A 17,776-nucleotide genomic window follows, 5' to 3' on the forward strand; every position below is an offset into this window, starting at 1 on the left:
TTACCCCGGATCCCGGGCCAGCCAGGCGAGCCATTCCGCGAGAACCCGGTCCAGTCGCTCCGGGCGGTTTCCCCAGTCACGAAGATCGGCCTCGGCCTGCTCGGTCCTGGCCTCCGCCTCGGACAGCGAGGTCTTCGCCAGCGCCAGGTTCTCGCTGTCCCGGGAGTTCCCCACCCCTCTTTCGACACGAGCGGCCAACGACCGGCGAGCATCCAGGGCCTGGCTCAGGTCACGGCGTGCCCAGAGCAGGTTCGCCACCGCCTCCCGCCTCATCCAGGGAAGTCCGGGCCGTCCGGCACCCGGTACGAAACCGCCGGCGTCGTCCTCGAACATCCGCAGGAGCACGTCGACGTCTTCATGCCTCGCGAAGCGCGTCGTGACCAGTCCGTCCAGGTACTCCTCGAGCCTGTCGCCCTGGGGTGCCGATGGCTCCGGTTCGACCGCCGCGGGCACCAACGCCTCGAAGATGCTGGTGGAGTCCGACGTTTCGGCTTCCTCCTGTTCCATCCCGAGGTTCTGGGCGACGGTCTGCGACGAGTTCTTGATCTCGTTCCACGTCGCGTGCTGCTCGGCCACCACCGCGGTCAGTCTCTCCGCTTGCAGCCGCTCGTCCAGGAACGGAGCGGAGTTGATCTGGAACACCCGCCAGTCACGCCGCTCGTAGTCTTCGCGCTGCGCGGGATCCAGCAGGCTTCCGCCGAACAACTCCTCCTCCTGCTCGACCGGCACGCCCCCACTCCGATACTCGCCGAGTAACGAAACCAGCCGGTCGGCCAGCACCGCCCGAGGATAGGACCGATGGGCGGCGAAACTGTGCGCGAGGCTGTACCGCCCGAAATAACTCTGGTGAATGATCGCGCGGTCACCCCGTAGCTCCAGGTAGAACGCGTGCGTCGTCCGCGTCGTCACCAGTACACCGACGTCCTCGCCACCGTTGATCACCTCTGCCAGGTCGGACACGGTCGCCTTCACCGGATCGGTGGGCTCGTGCGCCATCCTGAACAGGAGGTTGGCCGTCTCACCGCACACCCCGGTGAGACCGCCGTCCGCGAACGAACGGTAAATGTCGGCGACCGGGGTGTTCGGATCCCGCTCGTAAGCCGAGAACAACACCCCGAGCGGATACATCGTCCGCATTTCGAGTTCGAACAGATTCACGCCGAGGTCGCGCGCCACTCCGTCGAAGACCCGAGCCGTCACCGAAGGGACGGCATCGGCTCCTTGTGCCACGACCGCCGTCCCGGCGAGCCGCTCGGGCTCGTCGGCGACAGCTTGCTCGAACACCTTGGCCAGTTCCAGATACATCTCTTCGTACGTCGGCTTCCGGCCGGCACGCTTCTCCTCTGAATAGGCGAACCGGTGCTCGCCGCCGACCAGCACGTGCTCACCGTTCACGACGGCCACCCCGGTCAGCTTGTCGTAGCCTTCCTGCACCTGCCCGTCGGTGTCGTTGACGAACTTCGCCTGCGCGCTGTAGGAGGAGAAATCCGCCTGGTAGTACTGGTGGAATTCACGGAACAGGTTCTGGACGTCGGTCGCGGTCGGCGCCTTGCCGTCGGGCCGTCCCATACGTACGGCGAGTCTGTGCACGAAGTCGTACACGCCCTGCGCGGTCATTCCTCCCATACCGCGGAAGTAGTAGCCGAACGGATCCGAATCGACAAAGGCGCGCGCCAGTTCGAAGTCACGCCGGCTGGCCCACAGACCTTCGTTGCGGTTCATGTACTCGATCGCACCGCGATGCTCGGGTTCCAGATCATGACTGACCTGGGCGTCGCCGTACTGGTGCTTGGAATTCACCTTGTCCATGTCGTGGAACAGGATCGCCTTGACGATCGCTTCACGGCGGACGAACCGGTCGGCGTCCTCATGGCCGGAGGTGAGCTTCAAGTACCGGTTGAGCACCATCTGGGCGTGCTCGCTGAAGGTGTTCGGCCGCAGCTCCCCCGGTGCGCGATCGGGCCGTCCCGGCTGGTCCTGCTGACCGGGCTGGGGTTTGATCGTCTCGTCGAATTTGCGGGCCAGCTTGGCGTGGTCGTCGGTGACACCCTCGTCCAGCCCCGCCAGCAGCTCGTCGAGGATCACCCGGCCGGACTGGACGTCCGGGTTCTCGAGCTGCGTGCTGATCGTCTCCGAAAGCTCACCACCGATCCGCCGGTGCTTGCGGAACACGGCCGGATCGTGCTTGCGTGTGTAGCCGAGAATGTAGTTGTCGCGCCAGGTCGCGTATTCGTTCTCATAGGGCGCGCCCTCGATCGCACCGTTGACGAGGATGCTCTTCCGGGTGTCGAAGTCGAGTTTGATCCGTCGCTCGTCGGTGGCGATGGCGGACCCGATCTCCGCCTGCGTGGCGTATTCCGGCAACTGTTTCATGAACGTGTCGGCGGTGCCGCGGCTCACCGGCGTGAAGGTCACCTTGTCCAGCAGTTTCTTGTCCTGCAGCAGGGTCGTGGCCCGCCCGGCGAGCCTGCGGCGCGAGTCGGGGCTCCCGAACCTCGCCGAGTTCTTGTTCGTCAGTTCCTTGGTCAGCGCGTCGGCCACCTCCTTCATTTTGGTGAGAAGGTGATCGCCGAGTTGCTTTTCCCCGAGGCCGACGAGGTCGCTCTTAACGACCGGCTCGATCGCTTTGGACAGGATCCGGGCCTTGAACTGCGCGGCGAAGGAATCGGGACCGATCGTCACGTTCGTCTCGCGCAGAAGCCTCTTGAAGGCTTCGTCCTTGACGAGGTCCGCGGCGATGGTCTGGGTGAACTCCTCGGCACGGAAACCGGTGAGGAAGTTCTTCGCGCGCTTCTCTTTGCCCTCGCCCTTGCCCTCCGCCTTCTTATCCGGCTTCGGCCCGTTCTTCTCTTCGTCTTTCTTCTTTTTCTCTTCTTCCTTCGTTCGTCCGTTCTTCTCGATCTCCGCGGCCCACGGGCCTGCCAGCCCCTGGAACCGGTCCTGGACGACACGCAGGACGACCTTCCGAAGTTCTCGTCCGAATTCCCCGCTTCGGGCCTCCTGCCCGAATCCCGCTTCCAGCGCGTCCAGTACGGCGTCGGCGACGACGCCCGCCGCCCTCGCCGGAATCTCCGGATCCGCTTTGATGGCCGCTTCGATGTTCTCGGCGGTGTCGACCTTGCGCGTTTCCGCTTGCCCGTTCGTCTTCGTCGCCTCGACGAGAACCGGATGCGGGACGTTCAAGGACCTGTTGAGCTGGCTCGTCACGGTGGCCCGGAGGTCCTCCGCGCTGACCTGGACACCGGCTCCGACCTGGTCGCGGACAGCGGAGTCGAGCGACGTCCAGAGCTTTTCGCCGAGCTGGACGACGATCTCCTTGCCGGGACCCTGCGTGTTGAGGAAGGTGTTCATCTCCTCACGCCGTCGCACCGGGGTGTTGGGCGCCGCCCCCTTGCCGGTTCCCTTGCCGGGCTCGGGAATGACGTCGGCGGGCGGGCTGAAGAAGGCCTCGGGTGAGCCCATCCAGGTGTGGTAGTGGTTGCTCAGCGTCCTCGCTAGGCTTCGCAAGGCTTTCGGGTCGTTGCGGAAGGACTTCTGACCGGCGGCGGACCAGGTGAACCACGGGTCGTTCTCCCTGCCGAGCGCCGCGGAGTCGAAGTTCGGGCGCAGGCCGAGCCGGACGTAGAGGTCGTCGAGTGCCTCCTGACGGCCCGCGACCTCCGGCATGACGGTGACCTGCCCGCCGATGGTGTAGGTGACGAGCGAACCGGGGAGCACCACTTGCTGCACGTCCGCGAAATGGGTACCCCGCAGACCGAACTGATTGGTGTCGCCGTTCTGGTCGACGTTCATCGAAAGCTCGTTGCCCGAGGCCGCGGCCTCGACCACGGACTGGCTCGTGACCTTCGAAAACGTGTCGAGCGGCACGAGGAACGACCGCAGCATCGGCTGCATATGCTCTTCACGGTTCGGGTCGGTCTCGTACTTCGCGGTCCATTGCACGGCCCGCAGGGGCCGCCCGCCGCCGACCCAGAAAACCTTCGGTCCGGTATCGGTCTTCCGCTGGCCGCTGAACGGCGTGACCACACCATCCTTCTTGTCCTGGTGCACGTCCTTGTTCACCGACTCGCGATCGGCCGGATTGAGGATCGCGGTGTAAAGCCGGACGTAGTGCTCGCCCCTGATCGTCTCGATCTCGAACTCGCCGCGGTGCAGCACCTTGCGGCCGTGTTCGGTCAGCAGCACCGTCGAACCGGGGTAGCGCACGTTCGGACGTCCGATGTGGACGTTTTCTCTCGTGCCGAGGTAGGTGTGGGCGTTCACGGCGTCGGCGCGCAGGATGTGCACCGGTCGCCCGGTCGCCGGGCCGTGACCGTCCCAGGTGCCGTCCTGCTTGATCACATGGACCCGCACCCCTGCGGCGTCGGCGATCTTGTCGAGGCTGACGTTGTCCGGGTTGGCCAGTGCGAATCCGTCGAGCTGCTTGATGATACGCGCGTTCTCTAGCAGCGCCCCGTGCGGCAAGCTGGCCACGAGCGCCTCACGGAACGCGTCGTGCGGCGTGCCCCCTTCCACCAGAACCGGTTCCAGGCCGTGCACGGTCAGCACTTCGCGCTGGCCGGAGTACACGACATTACGGTTCAGCACCTTGCCCGGATACGGATAGGTGATCTCGATGGAGTTGATGCTGATCGACGACTGCGAGGACAACTGCGACAGGTTTCGATTGACCGGAGCCGGCCTCAGCAGCGAAGCCGTCCCCACCCCAGCGGCATCCACAGTGGACGCTACCGGTTCGGGCTCTTCCTCGATTTCGTCCACTGTGGACAGGCGTTTCCAGGTGGTGGCGTCCATGGTGACGGTGATACTGCGTCGTCTGCGGGCCGTGCCGTCGTCGACCGTGAGGTCGAGCAGGCTCCGGCGACCGGAATCGGCCGCCCGCTCGGTCACGATCTCGAAATCGTCCGCTGAAAGCCGCGAATCCGGCTGCGCCGAGAGTCGGTCGGTGATCAGCTCGAGCAGTGCCGCCTCCACCGCCTCACCGCGTCGCCTGCCCATGACCACCGCACGGCTGAACGGGTTGTTCCCGTCACGGACCCCCACCCTCAGCACGGGCGGCGCGAACCCTTCGGCGGCTCGCCAGCGCGCGAGCGCGACGGTACGGTCGACGAGGGATTCGAGCTGTCCCCTCGCGGCGACCACATTGCCCGGCCGGTCGATCGCGTCCGCCCGGTCGTCGTCCTCATCCAGGCTGTTCAACAGCTTCGCGTAGTAGTCGGGATCTGTCAGCCGCGTCACGTCCACCGGCTCGCCATCGATCTCGATCGACCGGAGCACGTCGTTCCCGGTCGTCACCTCCCCCAGTACCGACGACTTCTGATCGAACTCGATCTCGAACCGGCCGGTCACCTCGTGTCCGGTCGCCACCATCGTCAGGGCGTCGCCGAAGAGCGCGTCGGCACCGGACGTGTAGGTCTCGTGGAAACTCTCGCCCTCACCGTCCCCGAGCAACCGCAGCCGCAGGACTCCTCGCCGGGTGGGGTCGACCTCCACGACCAGCCTGCCTCGACCGTCGGCGCTTTCCGCCACGACCGGACCGAAATACTGGTTGAGGTTGACCCCGGCCGGGGAGTTCCGGTCCCCGACCGGTGCCAGCACGTAGGTCTCGCCGACGCGCGCGACGGCGTGTTTGCCCACCCCCAGCCGTTTCGCCGCCTGGTCCATCCCCGCCGCGACAGCCGGAACGGCCAGTCCTTCGCCGTATTCGGCGAGCGGCTCGTCACTCGTCAGCTCGGCCTGGGTGATCCGGGCGGCGACCTTCGACGGCGAAAGCTCCTCGGCGCCGCCCTCCTTCGCCGCGGTCACCAGAACCTTCGCGAGCGCGCGGCTCCCGTCCACCCGTTCCGAGACATAGCCCGGCATCGTCGCGAAACCACCGTCGGCGCCACGCAACACCGTTTGCCGCGGCTGGCCCCCGATGACGGCCTTCGCGACGTCCGCGGGACCCACCACGCCCCGGGACAACGAGGTCTCGTCGGTGCGGACCACCCGGACCCGCTGCCGCTCGTCCGGTCCCACCGGGCCTGCCACCAGCTGGATGGCGCTGCCCACCAGCGCCAGCCGCGCGTTCGCCGCGGCCACCACCGCCGGAGACGCCAGGAACTCCAGTTCCCCGGCCGTCCCCGCACCGGTGTCCAGCACCAGCGACCCGTCCGAGGAGGAAGTCATGTCCGCCGTGACGGTCACCATCGGACCCGACACCAGGTCCTCGTCGTGAACGACCTCGTGAACGACCGGCGCCGCCTGGCCGGTCCGCGGCTCACGAGGGTCCAGGTCGAGCGTGATGACGGCGCGACGGCGGGCTTCCTCCGGGCTCGTCCTGTCGTCGAGCGGACCGATTTCACTGCCACCCGACTCGCTCACGATCTCGAGGTAGTCCGCGTCGACGACCGGGCTTCCGCCCTGCAGCTTGGCCAGCTGTTCCGCGAGGGCCTCGCGCAGTGCCTGCTTGGTGGAGTCCGCGCGTGCCTGGCCGGTCCTGATCGCCTGCTTGATGCCGAAGGTTGAACCGTTGCCGTAGCCGGTGATCGTGACGGCGGACATCGGCAGGCCGTTCTCGAAGCGCCAGATGGCCGTCTTGGCGATCCGCCTGGCGAGCGAGTTCAGCTTGAGCTTCTCGCCGTCCGGGAACACCTTGGAGCCCGCTGGGAAGGTGATGCTCTGCGGCCCGGCGTCGCCCTGCCCGCCCGCGACGACGAAAGCCAGGGGATTCGACATCGACCAGGTGACCTCCGGCGCGTAGTACCGGGCCTGCTGCTCGTGGAAAGTTTCACCGGGACGCTTCGAATACATCTTGAAGTGCCATTTGTCGGAGCTGCGCGGGATGGCCCCGGTGTGCACCCCGAGTTTGAGCATGGCGCCGCCCGCGGCCTGTTTGGCGGCCTCGACCTCGGGTGCCGCCGCTTCGTCGTTCGCGAGGTGCTCGGCCGCACGCAGTTTCGTGGCGAGGTCGAGGTGCATCCCGATGGTCGTCGCGGTGCCGTCGTTCGTGCTCCGCGCGTCCTCCAGCCTCGCGGACAGACTGGAAACGAGATCGTCGAACCGGCCGACGTACTGGGTGAGGTTCCGTTCGACCGCCAGCGCGATCTTGGGACCGAAATCCGGGCGGCGCGTGTAGTTCTCCAGCGTGATCTGTGTCGTGCCATCGGCACTCTCGGCGACGACGGCCGCGAAGTGATACCCCCATGCGCCACCACGGCCACCACCGACGGCGAAGTTGACTTCGAAGACCGGCTTTCCATCGGCTCCTTCCGAGGGAACCGAGACCCCGGTATAGCCTTCGCCCGGCTTGGCCCACGCGTGTTCGTTGATGCCCAGCCGCCGGGCCATCGCGTCGGCTTTGCTGCGTCTCGGCTCGTTGTCCGGAGCATGGTCGAGCAGCGAGCCGTAACGCTCACCCGGCATGACGGGGTTGAGACCGCCTGCCGTCCTGGTGTCCTTGGCGACCTGCTCCGCCGCCCACTCCGGGCCGAGTTCTCCCACGTCCTCGTTGCTCGCGACCCTGTTCGCGATGCTGTCGGCGAGGGCGTACGTGCCGGTGACCTCGGTGCCGTGGTCGGCGGAGATCTCACTCGTCGCGCTCGGGCCGAACGGGCTCTTGAAGATCGCGGTGTCGGGGTTCCCGCCGAGCACCATGTTGGCGACATCGCGGCAGACGTCACCGGGTTGCTCGACGAACGACGCGGTGACCTTGTACAAGGTCACCGGGGTCCCGTTCCGGTCGACGGTCAGCGCGGTGTCCGTCACGACCACCAGTTCGGCCTTGCTGCCCACCTTGCGCAGTGCTTCCCGGGCGTTCTCGATGATCTCCGTGGTCGCGTAGAACTCTTTCGACTCGGTCATGGGGGTGAGCGAGCTGAACGGGACCGAGCCGTTGATCGCGAGGGTGGCGTCACCGGACACGTGCAGCGGCGGGTGTTCGAAGGTTTCCTTCGACGCGGTCGCCATGAACGGGAACTCCTCGCCCGCCACGCTGTACACGGACTGGTACGCCTCGAACGGCCTCGCGGCGGCTCCCGCCGGGGTGGTCACCTCGTAGTCCGTCGTGATCAACGGGTCGGGCCGTGGCGCGGTGTCCGCTTCTTGACCGACGGACGCGCTCTGGGCGGAAACCCCGGCGTCGAAGTCGAAGTCGTGCTCGCCAACGGGATCCCAACCGATCACCGGTGTCTCCGGCGCAGCCCACGCTGGAGCGAGATCGACGGTGATCACGGCAAGCCGCCCGCTCACCTCCTCGGCTTGGACGGCCCGGATATTGCCCGCGGGCAGCACTCCCGGATCGGCTCGGAGTCTCCGCAGCTCACGATCGACGGCGGTGCGCAAGGCGGTCACCGTCGCTTCGGCTCGCGCGTTCCCCGACCGGACGGCTTGCCCGATCCCCAGCACGGCTCCGTTACCCGCCCCCGCGACGGTCACCACGGGAACCGGCAACCCGCGATCCCGCCGCCGCACCGCGGACTCCGCTATCTGTCCCGCGAGTTGTCTCACCTTTCGCAGAGCGCCCGAGGAAAGTGTCTTGCTCCCTTCCTCGAAGGAGATCTCCTCGCGAGTCCGGCCCTCTTCGGCGAGCCGCACCGCACCGTCCAAACCGGACACCGAAGCTCCGGTGGCGTAGCCGGGGGGAGCCTGTTCCGTGCGCCAGTCCGCCGTTTCCTCCACCACGATATGCGCGCCGATCGGGAGCGCCTCGCCCCGGGATCCGGTGAGATGCATCCAGTTCCCGTTCGGCGCGACGACCGGATGACCGGCCTCGTCCACCCCCACGTGCCCGGTCACCACGAGGTGACCGGCTCCGGCCGCGCCGGGTACGAAATACACCGGACCGTCCGGAGCGACGGCCTCCACGTCGATACCGTGTGCCCGCAACTCGGCCAGCACCCGGGCCGCGAACGACTTGCGGCCACCGCCACCGGCCGCGCACGACGCGAACATCAGTGGTTTCTCGCCGTCCCAGATCCCGTCGTCCTTGGCACGGAGCAACAACGTGGCCACCTCGGACGGGCTCAGCGGCGTGCTCCCGGTTCCGGAGCCGTCCCGCACCGGAGCACCGTTCGCGTCACCATGTGCGAGGAAAGTGAAGAACCGGTCGTCCGTCGGATAGCCGCCGACGACTCCGGCCAGCCTCGGGTCGTCCAGCCTGATCCCGCGGTTTCCGTCGAGCGGAACCGTGCTCGCGGGCGCCGGGCTCACCGTCGGCACCAGCGCGTCGAAAACGGAGCCGGCCACCGGTGTGTCCACTGTAGACCTACGCAGCGCATCGGCCGTCACGGGCCAGCCGGCCGTCTCGATATGGGCGAGCACTTCCGTGAGACCGCCGGACCAGCCGAGCCGGTCCGCGGTGAGGTCGAGGTGATCCACGGTGATCGTGGCCTGTTCGGACAACCGCAGATCGGCGCGCGTCACGGCAGTCAACGCGGCGATCGCGGCGAGCCGTATCCTGGTGAACTCGCCCCCTGCCTCGGCGAGCAACCCCGCGACCTGCCACGCCTCCATACCTGTCTCGGCTTCGAAGTTGCCGAGCGATCGGCCTTCACTGGGGTGCAGGCCGATCTCGACGCCCAGCCAGAACAGATCCGACGGGGTTTCCAGTGGGCCGTAGCCGAGCTCGGCCAAACGATCGAGCAGATGCGCTTCACCGGTGCTCGGCACCCCGGACTCCCAGAATCCGGTCGGCTGATCGTTCGTCTCCACCGCCGCGCCGGACTTGTGTTCAGGCCGCGCCGCGGCGGACAGCGGACTCGTCCGGCGCTTTCCGTTGTCCGCTGTCATCGCCGCGCGCACGTCCCGCCGGGCGATCCGGGCGTCCGGTACGCCAGGCGGCGTCGCGCGACCGTGCGAGATCGGCTCGACCGGGATGCGACCCGCCGTCAGCCGCTTTTCTCCCGCGGGCCACATCCGCTGTTTCTCGTCGAGCAGCCGTTTCAGCTCACGCTGGAAGAAGGCCTTGGCGAGCAGAGCACGCCGCATCCCCGTCCGCGTGCCGTGAAGCCGCGAGTTGCCATAGCCCTCGAGAGTGACCTCCGGCATCGGCAACCTGTTGCGGTGACGCCACAGCGCGGTTTTGACGACCTCTTTCGCCAGCAAGGTGAGACGTCCGGCGGCGATCGAATCCAGCTCCTGTGTGCCGTCGGCGATCAAGGCGGGTTCAAGGCCCCGCGCCTCCGCCACCGGAGCCTGATAAGCCGTGGCGGAGACTACCGAAGTAGCGACCATGACCAGTGGATTCGCGAGTACCAGACGTTGGTCGTGCCGATCGACCCGGCCCCAGGCGTCGAAGAACGTACGACCGCCACGGTCGTACTTACGAACCTGCCAGGTTCTTCCCAAGGCGGGTAGCCGATCATGGGCCAGCCCGGCAAGGGCCTGTCGCGCGACCGCCCTCGCGTCACGCCACTGCCTGTTCTCTTCTCGGCGATGAGGTTCGATTCCGGCCTCGATGTCACGCATCGTCTGCAAGGCGTCGCAATAGCGCCACTGCAACGTGCCGGGCTCATACCGCTCGATTTCGGTGTCCAGCTCCGCACCACGAGTGTTCAGGTTCGCCCGGACGGCCCGGTCGAGGAGGTCCGCGCGGGCCCTCGCTCCACGCGTGATCTCGATGTTGAGCTGCTCTTGGTCATCGTCGGAGTTGAGGACGACCGCGCTGAGATGGTAGCCCCAGGTCGTACTGTTCGACGTCGGCACCTGAGTCGAGTAGATCATGCTGTAGTCGGGCCCGTCCTTGCCGGGAACGGCGATCGACTGGGCGACATACGCCTCACCAGGAGCGGCCCACGCGTATTGGTTCACCCCCAGAACCGCGGCCGCCCGATCGAGACGGGCACGCGTGTCCGTGCCGGTCCGCAGGGCCTTTCCGTATTCCTTGCCCGGTTGCGGGCTGTTGATACCCGCGGACGTCATCGCCGCGGCGACCTGATGGGAGTCGATGACCGAATCGGCGCCGGGGTCTCCGGCGAATTTCGCCAGCGCGTCCGCGATCTCGTGAGTACCGTGATAGAGCAGCGCTCCACCATCACGCATCGGGCCGAGCACAGGCGGGCCCTCGGCAGGCCGTAGTACCGCTTGCCGGGGCGGCGCCCCCATGATCGCGCCGGCGAACTCACTGCACACCGCGGAGGGCGAGTCCCGGAAATAGGGTTTGACCATTACCAGTGTCCGCCCACCGGCTCGCACCTTGTTACCGGGATTGGTTTCGAGAGTGACCTTGCTACCGATCTCGGCGAGCCGCATATTGGCGGCATCGACTCGCTCCTGCGTCGCGTAGAACTCCATGAAATGCCCCCGATGCGACACTTCGGGCATCCCGAACGTGTTGTCCCCGGAGAATTCGATCAGCGGGTGCTCGACGACCTCACGGCGAATTTCCGGTACGACAAAGGGAAACTCCTCGATCTCCGTCACGCTGCCGTAATGCTCGAACCGGGTGAACGGCGGCTCGGATCCGTCCGACTCGATCTCGTACTCGAGCGTACTTCCCGTCGATACCGGGGCGGACGAGGCAACGGGCACCGCGGCGGCGGCCTCGGTGTCGCCGTTCTCCGCGCCGTCCTCCAGGATTTCTTGCAACGCGTCCCAGTACCCGTCCGAAGGCCGCTCCATGGCGAGTTCGCGCAGCTCGTCGAACCTCGTCTCCGGAGAGTCCACACGGGACACTTCGGGGTCATCGTCCTCAAAGGACACTGGTCGCGGCGGCGTCCCGGGCGCGAACCGGATCAGCGGTTCGCCCGCCTCGTCGACGTCGACACCGGCGGGAATACCGGCACGGCCCAGCGGTGTCGTGTGGACGGCGGAACCGAGCAGCGGCGCGTCCTGCTCGGTGTCGTCGGTCAGCATCGAGCTGTCGCCGTCCGGAAGGCGAATGTGCCGCGAGCCGGTTCCGATCAACGACACCCAGCCGTCCGGAGTCTTCGTCTGGACGACACCGCCGAAGACGCGGTGGCCTGCCGGGAGGGTGTCCGCTTGGCTGGTGTACTCCTCCCAGCGCTGATAGTAACGGCGAGTGACCCTGACTCGGACCTCGGGCGAAAGCTCGGCCAGGTTCGGGCGCTGCGGCGCGAACCTGGCGGCCAGGCCGATGGCCTCCGCCGGCATGCCGAGGTGGACGTCCCAGGTGGTGACCGTCCTGGCGGCCAGCCCGGCGGGCGCGGGCCGGGCGCCCTGGAGCGCGTGACGGAGCGCGTCCGGGTTCACCGGCCGTACGTCGAACGTAGTTCCGGCGGAATCCGCCGTCTTCTGGAAACGGCGCTGCGACGCCGTGTCGAGTCCGTAGTCCCGCTCGATCTCCGTCGGGGTCGGCATCCGTTCGGCACCGATCTCCACGCTGAACGAGACTTCGCCCCACTCAACCGTGCTCAACGTGTCGCCGAACAGCGAGTGCTCCAACCCTGCGTCGGGCCGTCCCCGCCGTCGCTGTTCCAGCACGATGGACAACCGCTCGGCGAACTCGGCCCTCGGCAGGCGCACCGGCTCACCCTCGCCCCGGCGCACGGTGACCTGATCACCGATGTCCAGCCGCCAGGCCCGCTCCGGGCCGGTACTGATCCGGAGGGTCCGGTTCCCTGGTGCGGCAACGTGTTCGAGAAGTTCGTCGGAGGTGACCCCGGCCGGTTCGCCGAACGTCGTGCCGTCACCGGAGTCCGCCGCCGGAATGATCGTGGACACGAGGACGCCGGGCTCCGTGCCGGAGGCGATCACCCGCAGCCGGACATCGTTCCCGGAGAAGAACGACCGCAGCTTCCTGACGATCGCCGCCAGTCGCGAATCCCCGCGCCTGCCCCGCACCTCCACCGGCGGCGGCGACGGCCGCGCGGTGATCAGCCGGGCGAACTCGCCGAGCTTCGCCTGCACGGTTTCCGGCAGGCCGACGCCGTTCTCCCGCCCCGTCCCGAACGGTATCGAATCGGGGATGGAGAGGTCGACCAGATGGCCCTCGGCCGTCGGGACGACGTCGAAACCACCGGGCGCCTTCCGGAACAGCGGCGGATCGTCGTCCCCGACGACGAGATAGGAATCGTGCTCGGTCACCTCGATCTCGGTACGCCCGCCCTCGGCGAACCGGAACCGCAGCCACCGGCCGTCGCCGACGACGGCGGGCAAACCGTTCTCCTGGAAACCGATCCGGCTCGCCACCACCAGTTCGTTCCCGTCCCGGCCGGGAGTGGACCAGACGGCCGTATCCCCCGCGTACGCGTCCGCGACGATGCCCTTGTCCGCGAGACCGTGCAGCACGGTGGACACATAGCCTTCGATGTCCGGTGAACCCAGTCCGCACGCGACGAACCGCAAGGGCTTGCCGGCCCAGACCCGCTCGCGGGAAAGACGCGCCAGTAGCTCGACCATCACCTCCGGTGTGATCGGCTGTCCCTGGAATTCCGGCATCCCGCTGGGACCGGTATGCGCGACCACCGTGTAGAACCGCTCGTCCTCGCGGAGGCTTTCGACCGCCCTCCGCTGCTGTTCGCGTGCGGCCGGATCGGTCGCCGGGTCATCGAGCCAGATCCCGGTGTCGTCGCCGAACCGGGTCGCGCCGTCCAGTACGGCGTCGGCCGACAGCGTGACCGGATCGGCGGGAGCGGGCTCGGGCTCGGGCTCGGGCTCATTGATCACCGCCTCCACCGGACCGGACGGGCTGGGCACCGTGACGGCACGGTCCTCCTGCACGTCCTTTCCGGCCATGAGGCCGTTGTGCTTCGCGAACCGGACGAACTGGTCGATGGTCAGGTAGTCGAACTGGGCTTTCTTCGGGTCACTGACCACGAACATCCGCTCGCCGCGGTCGTCGACGGCTTTGAGGACCATTTCGTGCCCGGTCGTGAAGATCCGGACACCGGTGCCCGACCGGATCCGGTCCCAGAATGTCTCGGCGGACGTCGCGAGGTAGGGCGACACCGGCTCCGGGGGCTCCGTCCACTGCTGGCCGCGATAACGCTCTCGCGGCGTGGACGCGACGGGCTGGAACGCGGTCTCGCGGAACGGGACGTCCTCCAACCCGGCCGTGCGCCGGTCCGGCCGGTCCAAGGCGACCGGCAGCAACAAGGGAACGCTCAGCTCCCACGCGCCGGGCACGATCTTCCTGGTCAGTACCGGAACGGAGGAACCATCGCCGCGGTTGAGCCAGATCACCGCGGCGAGCTTCTGCATGGTGCGGCTCCACTTCGAGGTGAAGTCCGCCCATTCCGCGCGCTGAGCGGGGCCGCTGGTCTCCTGCGCCGCCAGCTGTTTCGCACGGTTCTCGATGGCCTCGAAACGGGTGACGGCCTCGGCGACACGTTTGCGCGCCAGGTCACCGATCGACCTGCCCAGCGGGCGATCGCGGCGGGCCAGTCGTTCCGGCGACGTCACGTCCAGCTGGTTCCGGACCCGTTCGACGACGCCACGGCCGACCATCAGCAGCCCCGCGATGGTCGGGACCACGGTGCGCACGTCGGTGTTCGTGGCCGCGGCACCGCAGGTGTTCATGAAGTGCTGTTCGTCGTGCCCGGTGGCCGCGAACAGGCTTTCCGTCAACGCGACGGGATTCTCCAGCAGTACCTGGAACAGCGAGTCTTCCTGGAGGGTGGTGCGGCCTTCGAAGGTGAGGTTCGTCAGTCCCAGCCGTGCCAACCGCTGCGGCAGCCCTTCATCCGGCCGGTAGTCGATCCCCTGCACGGTCGACCTGTCGGTGGTGAACGGATCGCGGCCGGCCTCGACGTTCACGGCGATGTCGCCGAGCACCTGCTGGAGCCGGTCGATCGACAGCGGCTGCAGGACGCGGCGGTCGCGCACGGTCGACAGGCGGAACCGGGAATTGTCCGGGACGTCCTGCTCCCGCGACGGCACCAGCGACGCCGCCAGGACCGCGTCGTTCACCAGCGACCGCACCTTCGCCCGGGTGCCCGCGTCGGCGAGATTCTCCAGGTTCTGGTCGATCCGGCTCAACGCGGCCGAAATCCCGTCCGACTCCAGTACCGCGTCGGTGTAGTTCTCCAGACGGCCGCCCTCGGCCAGCCGGGACAGCTGGTCCAAGCGGGCACCGAGGTCGTCGGTCGCGAGATTCGGCAACCCGTCGAAGACGGTGTCGTACCGGTCCTCGAAATCGTCCGCGCCGGGAAGTCGGGTGAGCGAACCGAACGGCAAGGCTCCGGGCATCAGCCTGTCGATCGACTGGCTGTCGTCCACGATCCCGTAGCCAGGGAGGTCCGGCGTGGTCAGCCTGCCGTCCGGCCCGGCCACCAGATGAGCGCCATGCTCGACGGGGAAGACCTCACCGTCCTCGTCGAGGACGTATTGCACCCAAAGTCCGTCATCGGTGAAGACCGGCCTGCCCGAAGCGTCGAACCCGACCTGGCCCGCGACCACGAGATCGTAGGCGTTGCCGCCCTGGCCGCTCAGGTTCGGCACCCCCCACACCCTGGTGGTCGCCGCGTAGGCCGAGGTCACCTCCACTTCGAGGTCGCGCAGCACGGCGGGGACGTACTCCCGCGATTCCGCGCCGAGGCCGCAGGAAACGAAGCGCAGTTCACGGTCCGAGGACCACACGTTCCCGGCGTGCAGGTGACTCAGCAGATCGGCCATGACGTCCGGGGTGATGGGCGTGCCGAGGAATTCCGGCATCCCGGAGGGGCCGACATGCGCGACCACGGTGAAGAAATGGTCGTCGGCGGGCAGGCCTTGGACGATCTTTTCCTGCAGCTCCAACGTGGTCACGTCGGTGGCGGGGTCGGCGAGCCAGATCCCCGAATTCCCGGGAAGCCGGACCGAGACCTCCAGGATCGACGAGATCAGCGCGCGTTTCTGCTCGGCGGACAGTTCTTGTTCTCCGGTAACGGTTTCTTCCGCAACCGGGGAATCGGACGGGTCGAGGGAATCCTGTACCGCGGCGTATCCGCGCGCTGTCCGCTCGATCTTCCAGAGATCGCGCGGCGGGACGACGACGCCGGGCTCGTCCTCCTGCTCGGCGTAGAGACCGCGGTCGTCCTTGACCTGGTTGAGCAGGGCGACGGTTTCCCGCACTTTGGCTTGCCCTTGCTCCGCCGGGCGTACCACCGTGTGGGGCCGGGTCGCGGAATCCCGATCCTGGTGGGCATAAGCGTCTGTTTCGTGGACCATCCGGTACTGGTCCACCATCCCCAGGAAGTGACCGACCTCGTGGGCGAGAATGTGCAGCTCGTTGTCCGCCGACCAGTGGGTCTGACCCGCCCGGCCCGACGCCGCCACCTTGACGACGGCATGAGCGTCCGAGGCCGTGTCGCGGAATTCCAGCCGCACGTGCAACTGATCCCCGCTGGGCAGCCGGTACCGGTTGTTGAACAGGGCGGCCACCCCGAGGCGGACCCGATGCTCGAGCGCGGCGAGCGCTTCGTCGTCGACCGACTCGCTCGCCAGGTGCAGCCGGATCGTGTACTCCTGCACCCAGTCACCGTCGACCTTGAACCGGCGAAGGTCATAGGCGATCAGGCCGTCGACAGGCTGAGGGGGTCCGCCGGGATCGGAGTGGTCCTGGACGCGCGTGATCGGGACGGCGTCCACCTGCTCCACCGTCACGAAATGCGCGTTGGCGCGCAGGTTCTGCCATTGCCACGGCCGCGCCGGCGTGGTCAGCCTCGTCCACTCGGCTTCCTCGTCCGCATGCGTGGCCGAGCTGTGCGCCCAGGTCCGCTCGTCGTCCAGCACTCGCACGCGGTCGTCGTGCGCGAGTGTCGCCGGGGCCTCCTCGTGGTTCTCGTCCGGGCGGCCGGGCGGGGTCCGCTCGATCGGTGCCGCCGGACCGTCCGGTGCCCAGTCGACGAAGAACCGGACTTGGCCGTCCGAGGGGACGTCCGTGGCGGCGGGTTCGGCGAAGGTCAGCGGCGCGGTGATGCCGGTGTCCGCCAGCTTTCGTCGCACCTCCGTCAGCAGCAGTTCCCGCAGGGCGTCGCGATCGCCGTCCATCACGAGCGTGACGACGGGCATCGCCCGGTTCTTCCCGTGCCGCCACCGCGCGTGGTGTGCCAGCTCCGCCGCGAGTCCGGCGAGTGCTTGTTCACCGGTGTCCCGCGCCGGGTCGAGCACGAGTTCGGGCCGGGGCTCGGTGCGGCGCGGTCCCCCGGAGAAGAACGCCGGCGACACGGACTTCACCGGTGCGTTCAGCACACCGTCGAGCTGATCACACAGTCCGGCGTCGAGCCGAGCGACCGTCTCGTCCGCTGTCACCCCGAGCAGGCCGAGCAGTCGTCCGGCGATCTCCTGGTCCGTCGCTTCGGTGGTGAGGTGCCGGTCCGCCTCCCACTCGGTCACGACATCGCCGACGGTGAAGGTGAACTCCGGGGACTCGTTCTCGACGACCCGGATGCGGAACTGCGACCGGTTCCGCAGCAGGTAACCGGCGTTGAGGAGGATCTGGGCGTCGCGGAGCCTGGCCCGGAGCGTGTCGACCTCGGTCTTCGACGCGGTGGGCAGCGGCACCAGTCCGATCCCGACGGTCACCTCGGTGATCCACTGCCTGCCGACCTGCACCCGCTGCTGAAGCCCGTCGTCACCGGTGACCCACTGGGTGAGCGGCGCGCGCATCCGCCGCACGTCGGCCTTCGGGCCCAGGACGTCGACGCGTCCGGCCGTTGCCTCCGTCATCGTGCGCCGGTGGACTTCGGTGGCGTGGCGGGACGCGTCGTCGTGCGAGAATCCCTGTGCGGTCAGTTCGTCATAGGTGGCCTGCCAGCGCTTGGCCGCCAGCGATCGAGGCGAGTCCAGCCCGACGGCCACGTGCACGGTCTCCACCCGCGCGACGGCCCGGAGCCGGGGATCCGGGACGGCGGGCGCC

At 67.8% G+C, this 17,776-nt stretch carries 1 protein-coding gene (cut by a window edge); it reads right to left on the reverse strand.

Features of this window, described 5'->3' with window-relative positions:
* On the reverse strand, nucleotides 1–17,776 hold the 3' portion of the coding sequence (locus tag DL991_RS27395) for a hypothetical protein (RefSeq protein ID WP_125787224.1). Its footprint extends 16,109 nt past the window's final position; the window shows 17,776 of its 33,885 coding nt (coding positions 16,110–33,885); its start codon lies off the right edge, out of view — the gene reads right to left on this strand; it ends in the stop codon at nucleotides 1–3.

The sequence above is a fragment of the Amycolatopsis sp. WAC 01375 genome (genome assembly GCF_003947325.1).
Taxonomy (GTDB): domain Bacteria; phylum Actinomycetota; class Actinomycetes; order Mycobacteriales; family Pseudonocardiaceae; genus Amycolatopsis.